This is a genomic window from Agrobacterium sp. LEGMi-208b, from assembly GCF_059511785.1.
In genome coordinates this window covers 1,491,881-1,507,038 of the sequence record NZ_CM183445.1, presented here as the reverse complement: position 1 = coordinate 1,507,038, position 15,158 = coordinate 1,491,881, and the positions used below count along the sequence as shown (strand labels likewise).

Below are 15,158 nucleotides of genomic sequence, written 5' to 3'. Positions count from 1 at the left end.
ATCTCCGTAAGTCGCATAATTGCGGGGATCGCCCGTTTTCCGGGCTTTACGTTGGAATTAGTCTTCGTCTGCTTCGTTTTCGTCGTTCTGGTTTGCGGCGGCGGCCTTTGCCGCCTTGTCTGCCCGCAGAGCATCACGAATAAGGTCGTCCGTCAGGATGAGCTTCGCATCGGAAAGCGCATTGAACGGAACGATGACTGTCGGTTCTTCGCCATAGGCGATCTGGTCGCGTTCGAGCTTGAAGCCGTCAGCATCGACCTCAACGATCTTGCCGCGAAACCGCTTGCGGTTCTCGACCAGAATGGAGGTTTCGACCTTCACCAGATGACCCTGCCAGCGGGTGAAATCCGATTTGCGAACCATCGGCCGGTCGATGCCGGGCGAGGAAACTTCGAGATGATACGCTTTATCGACCGGATCTTCCACATCAAGAACCGGTGAAATCGCCATGGAGATGGCTTCACAGTCCTGAACGGTCATGGTGCCGTCTTCCCGCTCGGCCATCACCTGCAGCGTCATGCCGTTCTGGTTGGAGAGCCGCACGCGCACCAGAAGATACCCCATGCCCGTCAGAACAGGCTCGATGATCTCGGCAATGCGCTGGTCAATGCCCGTTTCGGTTATCAGTCGCGGTTCATGTGCGGTGTCTGCCATCTGGCCTTCCGGTCTTTAGATTTTCACCGGGCACTCAGCCCGTGGTTTCCGGTTCGCCTAACGAAAAAGAGCGGAGCCTCGCGGCCCCACTCTTCATCAAGCGATCAAGAATTTCAGGGGTCATATAGACCCATCGGGGCAGGATTGCAAGGTTTTCGCGGGCGGTCTCGCCCGGAGCGTGGCTCCGGCCATATTTTCACCCTTACCGTGTCGGAAAGGCTGGCATGAATTCCGGCACTGTCTATAGTTGCCGTTTGATAGATCGCAGTTGCATCAAGTGGACAGAGCGTGCCTGACCGAAAATCGCCACTCGCGCCTTTAAGGCATTTGACTTACAGACGAATCTGGATCGCGAGCCTTGCCTCGAATTTCGGCGGATTGATCCAGGCGGTGGGTGCCGCGTGGATGATGACCTCGCTTTCGAGTTCGGAAAACATGATCGCGCTGGTACAGGCCTCCACCTCGCTGCCGATCATGCTGTTCTCGCTGATTTCAGGTGCGCTGGCCGATAGTTTCGACCGCCGCCGCATCATGATTTCGGCGCAGCTTCTGATGCTGACGGCCTCCGTGCTGCTCACCGTCTTTGCCTGGTCAGGGTGGCTCACGCCCTGGCTGCTGCTCTTTTTCACCTTCATGATCGGCTGCGGCACGGCGCTCAACAACCCGTCCTGGCAGGCCTCGGTCGGTGAAATGGTACCGCGTGAGGATTTGCCGGCCGCCGTGACGCTGAACAGCGTCGGCTTCAACATCACCCGCAGCGTCGGCCCGGCCATCGGCGGTATCATCGTCGCCGCCGCCGGGGCCGCGGCTGCGTTTTTTGTCAATACGCTCAGCTATTTCGCCCTGATCTACGCGCTGTTTCGCTGGCAGCCGCCCAAATATGCTTCGAGCCTGCCGCGTGAGCAGCTTCTGGCCGCCATCTCGGCCGGCATGCGTTATGTGGCGATGTCGCCCAATATCGGCAAGGTGCTGGTGCGCGGCTTTCTCTTCGGCCTTTCCGCCAGCGCCATCCTTGCTTTGATGCCCATTGTCGCGCGCGATCTGGTAGAAGGCGGCCCGCTTACCTACGGCGTCATGCTCGGCGCGTTCGGTGTCGGCGCTATTGGTGGGGCCCTTATCAGCGCCAGATTGCGCGAGGTCCTGTCCAGCGAATGGATCGTGCGCGTCGCCTTTTTGGGCTTCGCTCTCAGCTCCGGTGTAACGGCGCTGAGCACCAGTTCGATCATCACCTCGCTGGTTCTCACCATTGCCGGTGCCTGCTGGGTGCTGGCGCTGTCGCTCTTCAACACCATCGTTCAACTCTCCACCCCACGCTGGGTGGTGGGCCGCGCGCTGTCGCTTTACCAGACACTGACCTTCGGCGGTATCGCCGTCGGCAGCTGGCTGTGGGGTGAGCTGGCGGAAGATTATGGCATTTCCTATTCGCTGCTCTGTTCCTGCGTGCTGATGCTGCTCGGTGTCGTCGTCGGTCTCAAGCTTGCGATGCCGGCCTTCGCCTCGCTCAATCTCGATCCGCTCAACCGTTTCGTGGAGCCGCCGCTGAGGCTGGATATCAAGCCGCGCAGCGGCCCCATTGCCATTCTCATCGACTACGAAATCCATGACGAGGACCTTGGCGAATTCCTGCCGCTGATGGCCGAGCGCCGCCGCATCCGCATCCGCGATGGTGCCCGCAACTGGAACCTGATGCGCGACCTCGAAAACCCCGACATCTGGACGGAAAGTTACCATGTGCCGACATGGGTGGAATATGTCCGCCACAACCATCGCCGCACCCAGGCGGATGCGGAAGCCTGGGACCGGCTGCTGGAGCTTCATCGTGGCAAGACGCGGCCGCGGGTGCATCGAATGATCGAACGGCAGACCATTCCGCCGACCGACGACATCTTTCACAAGCCGCATACCGACCAGCATTGAAAGACGATGCGACAGTAGAGTGGCGACGGTTTTTACCCAAGTGCTGTCATCCTCGGCCTTGTGCCGAGGATCCAATCACCTGTCGCTAAATCAATCGGTTGCAGATGCTCGGGACAAGCCCGAGCATGACGATGGAGAGGTTTTCGGACTTCGCCAGCAGCCTGCTATTTCAGCTTCGCCTTCAGCGTCGCATCGGGAAAACATGTCGGCGCGAGGCCGTTTTTCGACTGCCAGTCACCGAGTGAGCGGCGTGTCTTGAAGCCCGCCAGCCCGTCCGCCTTGCCAACATCGTAACCCTTGGCGACCAGCGCCTTCTGCATGGCCAGCACGTCGGAGCGCAGCATCGACCCGACATTGCCCCATTCCCCCTTGAAGGGCCCCGCCCCATGGGCGATGCGGTCGGCGAGATTGCCGATGAAGAGCGCATAGAGATCGGAATTGTTATATTCCTTGATGACGTAGAAATTCGGCGTCACCACGAATTCCGGCCCGTGCCGTCCAGCCGGCACCAGCATCATGCCGTCAGCGGTCAGGTCATTGGCAGGAAAGGCTTTTCCGGAAATGCGGGTAATGCCCATCTTCGCCCAGTCGGCCACCGGCCGGGCAAGGTCAGGGCCTTCCTGCGCGCAGGAAACATTGGCGGGAATGGAGACTTCGAAACCCCAGTCGCGATTGCGCTGCCAGCCGCGCTCAGAAAGATAGTTCGCTATGGACGCCAGTGCATCCGGCACGGAATTCCAGATATCACGGTGGCCGTCACCATCGAAATCCACGGCATATTTGAGATAGCTCGACGGCATGAATTGCGGCTGGCCAAGCGCGCCGGCCCAGGAGCCCATCATGCGAGAGGCTGCGATATCGCCGCTTTCGACGATCTTCAGCGCGTCTATCAGCTCAGTGCGGAACATCTCCTTGCGGGTTGACATATAGGCTTTCGTGGCCAGCACATCGACCACCGAATGCGGCAGCTTCGCCCGGCCGAAGCCGGATTCGCGGCCCCAGATCGCGATAACGATGTCTCCGGGAACACCATATTTCGCCTCGATCCTGCGCAGCGTTGCCGCATGCGTGGCCGCAAGCGAGCGGCCGGTGCCGGCAAGCCCCTGCAACCGCTTTTCGGAGAAATAGGCGCCCGGAGAGGAGAATTCCGCCTGGCTCTGGCTCTGTTCCTTCGGCGGTTTCTGGCCGGGAATGACGAGATCGGGCAGGTTCCAGCTGATGGAGAGATCGCTGAGCGTGGCCTCCAGCGTCTTTTGCGAAATGCCGGCCTTACGGGCTTCCGGCCAGATTTCCTTTTTCAGCCAGGCATTGAAGTCTGCGTCATATTTGGCTGCAGCCGCACCTGTCGGGGCCGACTGTGCAAGAACTGTCGTTGCTGAAAAAACGGAAAGAATGGCGGCCAATGCCTTGGTAGCAAATCGGTGTCGCATTCGGTCTCCTCTTGGGTGATGGGGAGGGAAGGCTTCAGATTGTCGTTCGCGCGCGAAGCGCCGCCGTCAATGTGCCCTCGTCGAGATAATCAAGCTCGCCGCCCACAGGCACGCCATGCGCGAGCCTCGTGATCTTGATGCCGAGATCGGAAAGGCGATCGGTGATGTAATGGGCGGTCGCCTGTCCTTCCACCGTCGCATTAACGGCGATGATGAGCTCGCGAATGCCGCCGGCGCTCACACGGTCGATCAGGCCCTTGATGTTCAGGTCCTCCGGCCCAACACCGTCGAGCGGTGACAGCGTGCCACCCAGAACGTGATAGGCGGTGTTCATCGCACCCGCTCGCTCCAGCGCCCAGAGATCCGACACGTCTTCCACCACGATGATGACGGACTGGTCGCGCCGGTCATCGGCGCAGACGGTGCAGGGATCGATCGTATCGACATTGCCGCAGCAGGAGCAGATCTTCACCTTGTCATAGGCTTCGCCCATGGCATGGCCCAGCGGCCCGAGGAGCTGTTCCTTCTTTTTGATGAGATGCAACGCCGCCCGCCGTGCCGAGCGGGGCCCAAGCCCCGGCACTTTTGCCAGAAGCTGGATCAGTTTTTCGATTTCGGGACCAGTGACTCGTTTTGCCATGAGCGCTTTCTACTGCATAAATCGGGAAACGGGAATCATGAAGCTTGAAGGGCAATCCATGAAAATAAGGGCGGTGTGCCGGGGCGGGGCAAAAAGCCTGCCGGGAAAGACGGCGAAGACGGGCATCTTCAAACATGCGGTGAACGGCCCGGTCATGGTCGATGCGGAAGGCATTGTCAGCGATGCCGTCTGCAATCGCAAACATCATGGTGGGCCGGATCAGGCGATTTACGTGATGGGCTCCGTCGATCTCGACTTTTGGTCCAGCGCTCTGGGCTTCATGGTCGAACCCGGATTTTTCGGCGAGAACCTCGTGCTTGATGGTGTCGACAGCGCGAAACTGCATGTGGGTGACAGGTTCACGGCAGATGACGTCGTGCTGGAGGTGACCGCTGCCCGCATCCCCTGCGCCACGCTGTCGGCCCGCATCGGCGATCCCGATTTTGCCCCGCGTTTTCGGCAGGCGGGCCAGCCGGGTTTTTATTGCCGCGTGCTGAAAGGCGGAATGCTCGCCGCCGGTGAGGAGGTAGTGTTCGAGCCCTATCAGGGAACGAAACTGCCGATACCGACTATTCTGCAGCGCTTCCGTCCCATGCAACTCAGCGAAGCCGAACGTGCGGCCTATCTCGAAACACCGCTCGCAAGCCGGTTCCGCGCGATGCTGGAAGCCTAGCCCCAATCTTTGAGGCGAGGATGGCGAATGCTCAACAGCGGTTCGCCATCCTCTTCAGTCGGATGATATCAGAACGGCAGCTTCATGCCGGGCGGTAGCGGCAGACCGGCGGTCAGGCCGGCCATTTTTTCCTGGGCCTGCGCTTCGCCTTTTTCCTTGGCGTCCTTGTGGGCAGCCACGATCAGATCCTCAAGGATTTCGACCTCGTCTTCCTTGAACAGCGAAGGATCGATTTTCAGGCCGCGCATTTCGCCCTTGCCGTTGAGGATGACGGTCACCAGACCGCCGCCGGCCCTGCCTTCGACTTCAAGGGCGGCGATTTCTTCCTGCACCTTCTCCATCTTGGACTGCATTTCCTTGACCTTGCCCATCATGCCCATGATGTCGCGCATGTGCCAATCTCCTGTTCTTCTTGTTTAAAACTCGATGTCGTCGCCGGGAAGGATGTCGCCTTCGCTCGATTCGGCAACCGATGGCGGGGCGATGTCCTCCGCCTCATCCTGTATCGCGGCGCGGATACGCACGTCGGTGATCTTTGCGCCGGGAAACTGCGCCAGAATCGCGGCAACATCAGGGTCCTGACGCGCATCGACCAGGCGGGCATCGCGGGCATTGCCTTCGGCTTCAACAAGCGTCGGCTCACCCTGTTCCTTGCTGAGGCTGACGATCCAGTGGATACCGGTCCATTCCTTCAGCCTGACACCAAGTTCACCGGGCAGGGAGCCGGGCGCACCTTCGCCGAGGCGCATATCGAGCCGGCCGGGCTCCAGCCGCACCAGCCGCACGAAGTTGCGAACCTTCGCCCGCATAACGGGATCGCGGTTTTTCTGGCAGAGATCGGCAATATCCTGAAGCGAATTGACGGGAACCTTCGGCTCCGGCCGCTCTTCGGTTTTCGGGGGCGCGACCTGCATCTCCTGCGGCCGGCTATCCGGAACGGCGCGCAGCATGGTGGAGGGTTGCGGACCGGCCTGCCTCGGGGTGGCAAATTCTGCAGGTCTTCCCGCTGCCACGGTCTGCGCCGAAGAATAGGCACGCGCGCCACCGCCATTGCCGCCCCCTGAGGGCCCGCCATTGGCGTAACCGCCGTCGCCGCTGGAAAGCTCCAGCAGGCGTCGCGCCGCATCTTCCGGTGCCGGCAGATTGGCGGCATGCGAAAGCCGGATCAGCACCATTTCAGCCGCACCAGCGGGCCGCGAGGCATTTTCCGTTTCCGGAATGCCCTTCAGCAGCATCTGCCAGATGCGCGACAGCGCCGTCACGGCGATGGTTTCGGCAAACTCCGCGCCACGCACGCGCTCGATCTCGGAAAGCGAGGGGTCTTCCTCTGCGTCAGGCACATATTTCATGCGGGTGACGAGATGGGTGAAATCGGCGAGGTCGTTCAGAACCACAACCGGGTTCGCGCCAGCCTCATATTGCCCGTTGAATTCCGAAAGGGCAGCAGCGACATCGCCTTTGACGACGTGCTGGAAGAGATCGACGATGCGCGCCCGGTCAGCAAGGCCAAGCATGCCGCGCACCGCTTCGGCCTCCACACGGCCGCCGCCATGGGCAATCGCCTGGTCGAGCAGGGAAAGACCGTCACGGGCGGAACCCTCGGCCGCCCGCGCAATCATCGACAGTGCCTGCGGATCGGCCTCGAAACCTTCCTTGCCGGCAATGGCGGTGAACAGGCCGACGAGATCGGCGGCGCTGATGCGGCGCAGGTCGAAACGCTGGCAGCGCGACAGAACCGTGATCGGCACCTTGCGGATTTCGGTGGTCGCGAAGATGAATTTCACATGTTCCGGCGGCTCTTCGAGCGTCTTCAGAAGGCCGTTGAAAGCCTGCGTCGAGAGCATGTGCACTTCGTCGATGATATAGACCTTGTAGCGCGCCGAGACCGGGCGATAACGCACCTGTTCGATGATCTCGCGAATATCGTCGATACCGGTATGCGAGGCGGCATCCATCTCGATCACGTCGACATGCCGGCCTTCCATGATCGCCTGGCAATGTTCGCCGGGAATGCGAAGGTCGATGGTCGGCTTGTCGATGGTGTCGGTCTTGTAATTCAGTGCGCGGGCGAGAATGCGGGCCGTGGTCGTCTTGCCCACGCCGCGAACGCCGGTCAGCATATAGGCCTGCGCGATACGCCCCGTCTCGAAGGCGTTGGTCAGCGTGCGGACCATCGGCTCCTGGCCGACCATCAGATCGGAAAAATCCTTGGGGCGATATTTGCGCGCCAGTACCCGGTAGCCGGTCCCGACCTGGGATTTGCTTGATGTGGTGGGTACGGTATCGCTCATTGCCTCGCCAGTTTGTTTTGCCAGTTGTCTCGGGGCGCAGTTGTCTTGGGGCGCGGAACTGGCCCGGCGAAAGCTGAGCACGTCTTTTAAAAAGGTGGGAGGCTGGCACGGCGACCCGTGCCGGGCTCGTTAGGGCTGCTTCCTTCCGGACCTGACCCGGTTGGCGAGTGGCTCGTCCACCACCAACCTCCCGGGGCCACATATCGGCAATATCGACAGCAAATGCAAGCCAAGCCTTCAAAAAACTGCTATCACGATGAAAACAAACATGGAGGACACCTTGGAGACATTCCGGCTGGACGACAGGCTGGCGCGCGACAGCGTGCTGGTGACGCGTTTGGGACTATGTGAACTGCGTTTGCAAAACGACAGTCGCTGGCCCTGGCTGGTGCTGGTGCCGCAGCGAGATGGTGCCAGCGAATTGTTCGATCTCACCCCGCTTGATCAGGCCGTGCTGACATTCGAGACCAATCTCGTCGCCTCCGCCTTGAAGGAAATCACGGGAGCCACCAAGATCAATGTCGGTGCTCTGGGCAATATCGTCCGGCAGCTGCATGTCCATATTATCGCCCGTAATGAAGGCGACACCTGCTGGCCCGGTCCCATCTGGGGTCACGGAACGGCGGTGCCCTACGCTCCGGGCGAAAAGGAAAGTCTGATGAAAAAAATCTCCGGCGCGCTCTGATGATCTCAATGAAAATTTTTGAAACCACTGCTCCCCATCCCGAAGCAAGCCTGCTGACGGCCTTTTCCAAAAATGCTCTCGACCGTTTCGCTGAAAAGCGGACGGAGGAGTGCGTTGCCGATGCGCTGAAAGTCGACGGCACCCATATTTTTGCCTTTTCGGGCAACCGGCTTGTCCTGAAACATGACGAGCAGGTCATCGATCCCCTGTTTTCCGCTTATGAACTGGCCGAGTTGCAGCCGGATTTCGACAATGCCGTTCTGCTGGGATATCGCGAAACCGGCGAACCGAGAATTGCGGTGCCGGTTGCCGTGGCCGAGGATCAGCTGGCGAGCCACTACAAGCTGGCCGATGCCCGCACGCTTTATCGCGACCATCTTCTCGACGAGGAATTGCTGAGCGAAGTCGCGCAGGCTGTCAGCCTCACCCACTGGAACGCCGACAATCGCTTTTGCGGCAAGTGCGGCGGCACCATGGAGCTGCGAATCGGCGGCTACAAGCGTATCTGCGCCGTCTGCAGCCACACCATTTTTCCGCGCACCGATCCCGTCGTCATCATGATGACGATCGATATCGAGCGTGATCTGTGCCTGCTTGGCCGCGGCGCGCATTTTGCACCGGGCATGTATTCGTGCCTTGCCGGTTTTGTCGAACCGGGCGAAACCATCGAGCAGGCTGTCCGCCGCGAAACGCATGAGGAATCCGGCGTTGAAATCGGCCGCGTGCGTTATCACGCGTCGCAGCCCTGGCCGATGCCGCATACGCTGATGATCGGCTGTTATGCCGAGGCACTGTCTTTCGATATTGCCCGCGATGAGATCGAACTGGAGGATTGCCGCTGGTTCACACGGGCGGAAGTCGCAAAAATGCTGGAGACGGCGACGGGCGAAGGCTTTTCCGCGCCTCCCGGCGGCGCCATCGCGCATCGGCTGATGCGCGACTGGGTGGAATGGACGAAATAATCGCGTTCGGCAGGCTCACCCCTGGTTGAGCTTGCCGCGCATCGCATGGCCCTTGTAGACGCCGAGAATGCGGACTTTTTCCGAGAAAAAGCGCAGCTCGTCCAGCGCGTGTCGCACCGGTTCGTCATCGGGGTGGCCTTCAATATCGGCATAAAACTGCGTCGCCACGAATTTGCCGCCGAGCTGGTAGCTCTCAAGCTTCGTCATGTTGATGCCGTTGGTGGCGAAACCGCCCATGGCCTTGTAGAGCGCGGCCGGAATGTTGCGAACATTGAAGACGAAGGTGGTGACAACGATTTCATCGCTCGACTGGCGCTTGGCCCAGTTTTCATCGCGGGAAAGCACCACGAAGCGCGTGACGTTGTTTTCCGAATCCTCGACATTCTCAGCCAGAATATCGAGACCGTAGAGATCCGCGGCAAGGCGTGGAGCCAGTGCCGCCATGCTGCGGTCGCCCTTTTCGGAAACCAGCCTTGCGGAGCCCGCCGTATCGCCGGCGATGACGGGCTTCCAGCCATTGGCACGAATAATCTTTCGGCATTGGCCCAGCGCATGGATATGGCTGTGGACGGTGCGGATTTCATCCTTCGTCACGCCCGGCACCACCATCAGCTGGAAACGGATCGGCATGAAATATTCGCCGATGATGTGAAGGCGTGATTCGGGCAGCAGGTGGTGAATATCCGCGACGCGGCCGGCCAGCGTGTTTTCAATCGGGATCATGCCGAGATCGGCTTCGCCATTCTCGATAGCGTTGAAGGCATCCTCGAATGTCGGGCATGGCAAAGGCTCCATATCCGGAAACATGTCACGGCAGGCCATGTCGGAATTCGCGCCGAACTCGCCCTGAAAGGCAATGCGATTGGTAATCAAGCTCATGGGACTGTCCGTTAGAGGGTTCTGCTTGCAAGGATCTTGCGGGCTTTTTCGAGATCGTGCGGCGTGTCGACGCCGAGCGGCACGGAGCGGACGATTTCTGCATCGATGCGCATGCCCGCTTCGAGTGCACGCAGCTGTTCCAGCCGCTCGCGCAATTCGAGAGGCGAGGGCGGCAGGCGCACGAATGTTTCAAGTGCGGCGCGGCGATAGGTGTAAAGTCCGATGTGATGATAAAGCGGCCCATCGCCATAAGGCGCGGTGGTGCGGGTGAAATAAAGCGCGCGCAACCGTGTTTCGGAAAGCGGGCTGCCCACCACTTTCACCACGTTCGGATTGGTTTTTTCCTCTTCGTCGGTGATTTCGACCGTCAACGTCGCAATGTCGACGGCGGCATTTTCCAGCGGGCGCAGCGAGGCACGGATGGTTTCCGCCTCGATGGTCGGAAGGTCACCCTGGACATTGATGACGTATTCCGCCTTGCCGTAGGGGTCGGCCTTTTGCAGCGCCTCGAAAATGCGGTCCGAGCCGGACTGGTGGTCGTCACGTGTCATCATCACGTCGAAACCGGCGTTTTTTACCGCTGAAAACACCTGTTCGTCATCGACCGCAACGACGATTCGCTCCGCACCGGCCTCGCGTGCTCTCAGCGCCACCTGCACGATCATCGGCTTGCCGCCAATGTCGGCAAGTGGCTTGCCGGGCAGGCGCGTGGAGGCCATCCGCGCCGGTATGAGGACGACAGCTTTCTCGAAATCCCGATTCTTCATCCGACACCCTTCAAATCCCGCCCGAAAAGTGTCAAAACGTCACGGTGTGGGGAGCATTATTCAAGTTGCGCAGGCTGTGCAAAAGCCATAGCTTTCGAGCAATTTCAAGATGCCCGGTTATATGGAGCGGATGCGAGGGAGCGCATATAGATGAATTCTTATGTTAATATGGGCGTTGGGGCGTTGCTCGGCACGGTTTTCGTCCTGATGTCGGTGTCGATTGCGTCTGAGGGCATTTTCCATGCGCCCGCGCCCGAAAAGGAAGGTTACGCCATTGCCGCGGCAGAGAGTGGCGGCGGAGAAGCCGGTGGCGGAGAAGCCGCTGCAGCTGCGACGCCAATCGCAAAATTGCTTGCGAGCGCCGATGCCACCAAGGGTGAGGCCGTCTTCAAGAAGTGTACGAGCTGTCATACCGGAGAGAGTGGTGGTGCAAACAAGGTCGGCCCCAATCTCTTCGATATCGTCAACCGGCCGATCGCCAGCCACGAAGGTTTCAGCTACTCCGCTGGGATGAAGGATTTCTCCAAGGGCGGTTCCGTGCATTGGGATTACGATCATCTCAGCTACTTCATCGAAGCTCCCAAGAAACACGTTCCCGGCACGGCCATGGGCTTCGCGGGTGTGAAGAAGGAGACGGAACGAGCAGACCTCATCGCTTATCTGCGCACGCTTTCGGCAAATCCGGCTCCGCTTCCGGATCCGAATGCGGCTCCCGTACCGATGAACTGATCATGATGATGGTTTCATGATAAAAAGCCCGGCATCGCTGCCGGGCTTTTATTTTTGTGAGGAGTGGACTGCAGATGTCGGAATGGCGCCTGGAGAATCAGAAGCCCTTGCCGCCGCGCAATTCGGAAATCACCGTTCCGACCATGATCTTGATATCCAGCCAGACCGAAAAATTGTCGACATAATAGAGATCGGAGACGATCCGGGCACGGGCCTTGTCGCTGCGATCCGTCGGGCCGCGTAGTCCCCGCATCTGGGCAAGGCCGGTAATGCCGGGCCGCATCCGGTGCCGCATGTGATAATGCGGAACCAGCTCCTCATAAAGACGGCCGGCCGCCAGCATGCCGATGGCGTGGCAGCGTGGGCCTACCAGCGACATGTCGCCCTTCAACACATTGATGAGCTGCGGCAGTTCGTCGATATTCGTACGGCGGAGAATGGCGCCGATACGGGTTATCCGCGGATCGTTCTTCACCGTTTGCGCCACGCCGGTGGCATCACCCAGTTCCGCCCGCATCGAGCGAAATTTATAGACGCGGATTTTTCGTCCATTCATGCCCCAGCGCACCTGCGAGAACAGGACGGGACCTTTGCTGTCGAGCTTCACCAGCAATGCGACGGTCGCCAATACTGGCGCAAGCGCCACAAGGGCGATGGACGCCCCTGTAATGTCTATTGTCCTTTTGAGCGCAAACTGGCTGCGCAGAAAAGCCGATGGTTTCTTGTCGGAGATGGGAGATTGTATTTCCGCCGTTTCAAACGGGACGGCAGGATAGGGAGCGCCGTAAAAAACGGCATGCGATGAGCCTTTAGTACCCAGCATAATATGGAACCCTGAAAAGTTATTTTGAAACAAGAAAATTAATTTATATGAACGATTAATAATTCATTTACCCTAAAAAGTCACCCGAAATGTAGCCGCCTCCCTGCAAATGGCAATCTAGGGTTAATGTCGGTGCATCCATATGTTGCGGCCTTGCGCCATCTTCGCGCGCGGCTAGGGATGCGAGGGGTCTATCCCCAGGGAAAAGCGGGTTTTTGGGGAGGTGAACGGGTCTGCCGTCGTCATCCGTCCTGAGACCGGGTCCGTTTCGGTGCCGCTCAGTTGCCCATCAGAATGTCGAGAAGCGTCGTCTGCTTCGGCCCCGATTGTGCGGGGGCCGAGCTGCCTATATCGGCAGGCGGCACGGGGCCGTTGCCGGCCTGATAGCCAGGTTCGATATCGCGGGAGGGTATGTTCGCCGGCGGCATGGCCATGCCCGGCTGGTTGGGCGAGGCCGGCGCGTCGGGATAGGCCCGGGTGCCGGTCGTTCCGCCACCAAGCGCATTGGAAATAATGTCGCCGATGGAGGAGGGGGCGCTTTCCGGCGCCGGCTGCTGCATTTCTCCAAGCGGCGGCACGCCGCCTGCGCCAAGCCCGAAGAGCGGTGAGGGCGAAAGCCCCGAATGGGCGGCGGTCATGAAATCTTTCCAGGCCTTTGCGGGAAGCCCGCCGCCGGTGACCTTTTTCATCGACGTGCCGTCATCATTGCCGAACCAGACGCCGGTGGTCAGGTTGCTTGTGTAGCCGACAAAAAGTGCGTCACGGAACGACTGGGTCGTCCCGGATTTTCCTGCCGCCTGCCAGCCCTGCAGCTTTGCGGCTTTGCCGGTGCCTTCGGTGATGACACGCGACAGCATGCTGTTCATGGTCGCCGCGATCTCTTCGCTCAGCACGCGCGGCGGGTTATCGTATTTGTTTTCGTAAAGCACCTTGCCGTCCGCATCGGTGATGCGTTTGACGATATGCGGCGTCGCCTTGTAGCCGCCATTCATGAAGGGGGCGTAGGAGGCGGTCAGCTCCATCAGCGACACTTCCGAGGTGCCGAGCGCGATGGAGGCATTGTTCTGCAGCTCGGATTCGATGCCCATGCGATGGGCCACCTGGGTCACGCGATCGGGGCCCACTTCCATCACCAGCTGCGCGGCAATCGTGTTCAGCGAATTGGCGAGCGCGGTGGCGAGCGTCACCTCGCCCCGATATTTCTTCTCGTAATTTTCCGGAGTCCAGTTGCCGATACGAACAGGCGCGTCATTGCGGATGGTGTAGGGGGTGAGCCCGGATTCGAGCGCGGCGACATAAACGAAGGGTTTGAATGCGGAGCCGGGTTGCCGTTTTGCCTTGGCGGCGCGGTTGAACTGGCTTTCGGCATAATCCGCTCCGCCTACGACGGCCCGGATCGCACCCGTACCATCGATGGAAACCAGCGCCGCCTGCGAGGCGCCCTGTTTCTTGCCGTCGCCCTGCAGCACATGCGTCAGTGCCTTTTCGGCGTCGCGCTCGAGATTGGGGTCGATGGTCGTATCGACGACGATGTCCTGTTTGACCTCGCCGACCAGGTTGCGCACTTCCTCCAGCACCATATCGGCGGCGTAATGCTCGGCACCCGACCAGAAACGTTTCGCCTTGGTCGGCGGCTGTGACATGGCGGTCTTGATTTCGTCGTCGGTGATGAAGCCGACATCGCGCATGGATTGCAGCACGACCTGTGCCCGCTCTTCCGCCGCCTGCGGGTCGCGCGCCGGCGAAAGGCGCGAGGGCGCTTTCAGAAGCCCGGCGAGCATGGCCGCCTCGCCCAGATTGACGTCGCGTGCGGATTTATTGAAGTAGCGCCGCGAGGCAGCCTCGACGCCATAGGCGTTGGAGCCGAAATAGACGCGATTGAGATACATCGCGAGAATCTGGTCCTTGGTGAATTTATGCTCCAGCCAGAAGGACAGCAGCACTTCCTGAACCTTGCGCTCCAGCGTGCGATCCGGCGACAGGAACAGGTTTTTCGCCAGCTGCTGCGTCAGCGTCGAGCCGCCCTGCACGGTGCGCCCCGTCAGCACATTGGTGACGATGGCGCGCCCGAGACCGAGCGGATCGACGCCGAAATGCGAATAAAACCGCCGGTCCTCGATCGCCATGACGGCCTGCGGAATATAGGGCGACATATCTTCCAGCGCGAGCGCCTCGCCGCCGGTGGTACCGCGATTGGCCAGCACGCTGCCATTTACCGAAACAATCTTCACATTCGGCGGGCGTTCGGGAATGGACCAGCTGCTGGCGCTCGGCATGCGTGCACCGTAATAGAGGACAAGACCGGCAACGCCAATGCCGCCCCAGATGCCGAGCACGATGCACCAGTAGACGAGAGAGCGAAGGAAGCCCGTCGCGCCGCGGCCGGAGCTGCGGCTGCGTTTTTCTTTTTTCCTGGATTTGGTTCGGGCGGATGCCGGCTTCGGTTTCCCGGCTTGCTGTTTTGTGGTGCCGCTGATGCGTTCGTTGGCGTCAAGGCGCAGGTCGTCGCCGGACTCGTGGAAATCCCCGAAGGAGGGTTCTACCCGTTCGCGTGATTTACCTTTGCCTGCCATTCAGCCGAAGTCGCTCCTATTTGCGAAACCGCGCGCATCCCATTCGAATTTCAGGCTTTCATGCCTGCGCGATCATTAATCCAGGATGAAGAGTTTAAATGCGGCAATTTAAGGCGGGGTTAAGCTCTTGCCGGA

The 15,158-nt window shown here is 60.0% G+C and carries 14 protein-coding genes and 1 other RNA gene; 5 read left to right on the top strand and 10 right to left on the bottom strand.

Features of this window, described 5'->3' with window-relative positions:
* Window positions 1–57: 57 nt before the first annotated feature.
* Complete coding sequence (rimP, locus tag AC5YUO_RS07500; RefSeq protein WP_496154790.1) at window positions 58–654, bottom strand: ribosome maturation factor RimP; 597 nt, start codon at window positions 652–654, stop codon at window positions 58–60.
* 288 nt (window positions 655–942) lie between these two features.
* On the opposite strand from rimP, the gene AC5YUO_RS07495 reads away from it, so the two are divergent.
* A complete protein-coding gene (locus AC5YUO_RS07495) occupies window positions 943–2,571 on the top strand; it encodes an MFS transporter (RefSeq protein ID WP_400815789.1) in 1,629 nt (542 codons plus the stop codon).
* 164 nt (window positions 2,572–2,735) lie between these two features.
* On the opposite strand, the gene AC5YUO_RS07490 is transcribed toward AC5YUO_RS07495, so the two are convergent.
* Together AC5YUO_RS07490 and recR are read right to left on the bottom strand one after the other, a co-directional pair.
* Window positions 2,736–4,001 (bottom strand): lytic murein transglycosylase, encoded by a 1,266-nt coding sequence (locus AC5YUO_RS07490; RefSeq protein ID WP_496154789.1) that lies wholly within the window; start codon window positions 3,999–4,001, stop codon window positions 2,736–2,738.
* Between the two features lie 34 nt (window positions 4,002–4,035).
* Entirely contained in the window at window positions 4,036–4,641 is a 606-nt protein-coding gene (recR, locus tag AC5YUO_RS07485) for a recombination mediator RecR (RefSeq protein ID WP_077983270.1), read from the bottom strand.
* Between the two features lie 37 nt (window positions 4,642–4,678).
* On the opposite strand from recR, the gene AC5YUO_RS07480 reads away from it, so the two are divergent.
* Entirely contained in the window at window positions 4,679–5,314 is a 636-nt protein-coding gene (locus AC5YUO_RS07480; protein ID WP_496154788.1) for an MOSC domain-containing protein, read from the top strand.
* A gap of 68 nt (window positions 5,315–5,382) precedes the next feature.
* On the opposite strand, the gene AC5YUO_RS07475 is transcribed toward AC5YUO_RS07480, so the two are convergent.
* From AC5YUO_RS07475 to ffs, 3 genes are all read right to left on the bottom strand, one after another.
* Window positions 5,383–5,706, bottom strand: a complete 324-nt coding sequence (locus tag AC5YUO_RS07475) for a YbaB/EbfC family nucleoid-associated protein (protein ID WP_065114501.1) — start codon at window positions 5,704–5,706, stop codon at window positions 5,383–5,385.
* A gap of 24 nt (window positions 5,707–5,730) precedes the next feature.
* Window positions 5,731–7,605 (bottom strand): DNA polymerase III subunit gamma/tau, encoded by a 1,875-nt coding sequence (locus AC5YUO_RS07470; RefSeq protein WP_496154787.1) that lies wholly within the window; start codon window positions 7,603–7,605, stop codon window positions 5,731–5,733.
* Window positions 7,606–7,699: 94 nt separating this feature from the next.
* Window positions 7,700–7,796: signal recognition particle sRNA small type (gene ffs / locus AC5YUO_RS07465), an RNA gene on the bottom strand.
* A 65-nt stretch (window positions 7,797–7,861) separates the two neighbouring features.
* On the opposite strand from ffs, the gene AC5YUO_RS07460 reads away from it, so the two are divergent.
* Together AC5YUO_RS07460 and nudC are read left to right on the top strand one after the other, a co-directional pair.
* Window positions 7,862–8,290 carry an HIT domain-containing protein gene (locus AC5YUO_RS07460; RefSeq protein ID WP_400815800.1) on the top strand — a complete coding sequence of 143 codons (429 nt, stop codon included), beginning with the start codon at window positions 7,862–7,864 and terminating at the stop codon, window positions 8,288–8,290.
* Entirely contained in the window at window positions 8,290–9,252 is a 963-nt protein-coding gene (gene nudC, locus AC5YUO_RS07455; RefSeq protein ID WP_496154786.1) for an NAD(+) diphosphatase, read from the top strand. The genes AC5YUO_RS07460 and nudC overlap by 1 nt, the downstream gene beginning before the upstream one ends.
* A gap of 15 nt (window positions 9,253–9,267) precedes the next feature.
* On the opposite strand, the gene AC5YUO_RS07450 is transcribed toward nudC, so the two are convergent.
* Window positions 9,268–10,131 (bottom strand): prephenate dehydratase, encoded by an 864-nt coding sequence (locus AC5YUO_RS07450; protein WP_496154785.1) that lies wholly within the window; start codon window positions 10,129–10,131, stop codon window positions 9,268–9,270.
* Window positions 10,132–10,142: 11 nt separating this feature from the next.
* On the bottom strand, window positions 10,143–10,898 hold the full coding sequence (locus AC5YUO_RS07445) for a 3-deoxy-manno-octulosonate cytidylyltransferase (RefSeq protein ID WP_496154784.1): 756 nt from the start codon (window positions 10,896–10,898) through the stop codon (window positions 10,143–10,145).
* A 150-nt stretch (window positions 10,899–11,048) separates the two neighbouring features.
* Between AC5YUO_RS07445 and AC5YUO_RS07440 the strand changes: the two genes are divergently transcribed.
* The gene (locus tag AC5YUO_RS07440; RefSeq protein ID WP_400815808.1) at window positions 11,049–11,627 is read left to right on the top strand and encodes a c-type cytochrome; all 579 of its coding nucleotides are present in this window, start codon (window positions 11,049–11,051) and stop codon (window positions 11,625–11,627) included.
* Between the two features lie 97 nt (window positions 11,628–11,724).
* Here AC5YUO_RS07440 and AC5YUO_RS07435 read toward each other — a convergent pair whose 3' ends face one another.
* Together AC5YUO_RS07435 and AC5YUO_RS07430 are read right to left on the bottom strand one after the other, a co-directional pair.
* Window positions 11,725–12,450 carry a sugar transferase gene (locus AC5YUO_RS07435; protein WP_496154783.1) on the bottom strand — a complete coding sequence of 242 codons (726 nt, stop codon included), beginning with the start codon at window positions 12,448–12,450 and terminating at the stop codon, window positions 11,725–11,727.
* 278 nt (window positions 12,451–12,728) lie between these two features.
* Entirely contained in the window at window positions 12,729–15,023 is a 2,295-nt protein-coding gene (locus tag AC5YUO_RS07430; RefSeq protein WP_496154782.1) for a transglycosylase domain-containing protein, read from the bottom strand.
* Between the last annotated feature and the right edge of the window lie 135 nt (window positions 15,024–15,158).

Excerpts from the sequence above, each read along its gene's own strand:
- AC5YUO_RS07450 (WP_496154785.1), bottom strand. The coding sequence starts at position 10,131 with ATGAGCTTGATTACCAATCGCATTGCCTTTCAGGGCGAGTTCGGCGCG.
- rimP (WP_496154790.1), bottom strand. The coding sequence starts at position 654 with ATGGCAGACACCGCACATGAACCGCGACTGATAACCGAAACGGGCATT.
- AC5YUO_RS07435 (WP_496154783.1), bottom strand. The coding sequence starts at position 12,450 with ATGCTGGGTACTAAAGGCTCATCGCATGCCGTTTTTTACGGCGCTCCC.
- AC5YUO_RS07475 (WP_065114501.1), bottom strand. The coding sequence starts at position 5,706 with ATGCGCGACATCATGGGCATGATGGGCAAGGTCAAGGAAATGCAGTCC.
- AC5YUO_RS07460 (WP_400815800.1), top strand. The coding sequence starts at position 7,862 with ATGAAAACAAACATGGAGGACACCTTGGAGACATTCCGGCTGGACGAC.
- AC5YUO_RS07490 (WP_496154789.1), bottom strand. The coding sequence starts at position 4,001 with ATGCGACACCGATTTGCTACCAAGGCATTGGCCGCCATTCTTTCCGTT.
- AC5YUO_RS07480 (WP_496154788.1), top strand. The coding sequence starts at position 4,679 with ATGAAGCTTGAAGGGCAATCCATGAAAATAAGGGCGGTGTGCCGGGGC.
- AC5YUO_RS07440 (WP_400815808.1), top strand. The coding sequence starts at position 11,049 with ATGAATTCTTATGTTAATATGGGCGTTGGGGCGTTGCTCGGCACGGTT.
- AC5YUO_RS07445 (WP_496154784.1), bottom strand. The coding sequence starts at position 10,898 with ATGAAGAATCGGGATTTCGAGAAAGCTGTCGTCCTCATACCGGCGCGG.
- nudC (WP_496154786.1), top strand. The coding sequence starts at position 8,290 with ATGATCTCAATGAAAATTTTTGAAACCACTGCTCCCCATCCCGAAGCA.
- AC5YUO_RS07430 (WP_496154782.1), bottom strand. The coding sequence starts at position 15,023 with ATGGCAGGCAAAGGTAAATCACGCGAACGGGTAGAACCCTCCTTCGGG.
- AC5YUO_RS07470 (WP_496154787.1), bottom strand. The coding sequence starts at position 7,605 with ATGAGCGATACCGTACCCACCACATCAAGCAAATCCCAGGTCGGGACC.
- recR (WP_077983270.1), bottom strand. The coding sequence starts at position 4,641 with ATGGCAAAACGAGTCACTGGTCCCGAAATCGAAAAACTGATCCAGCTT.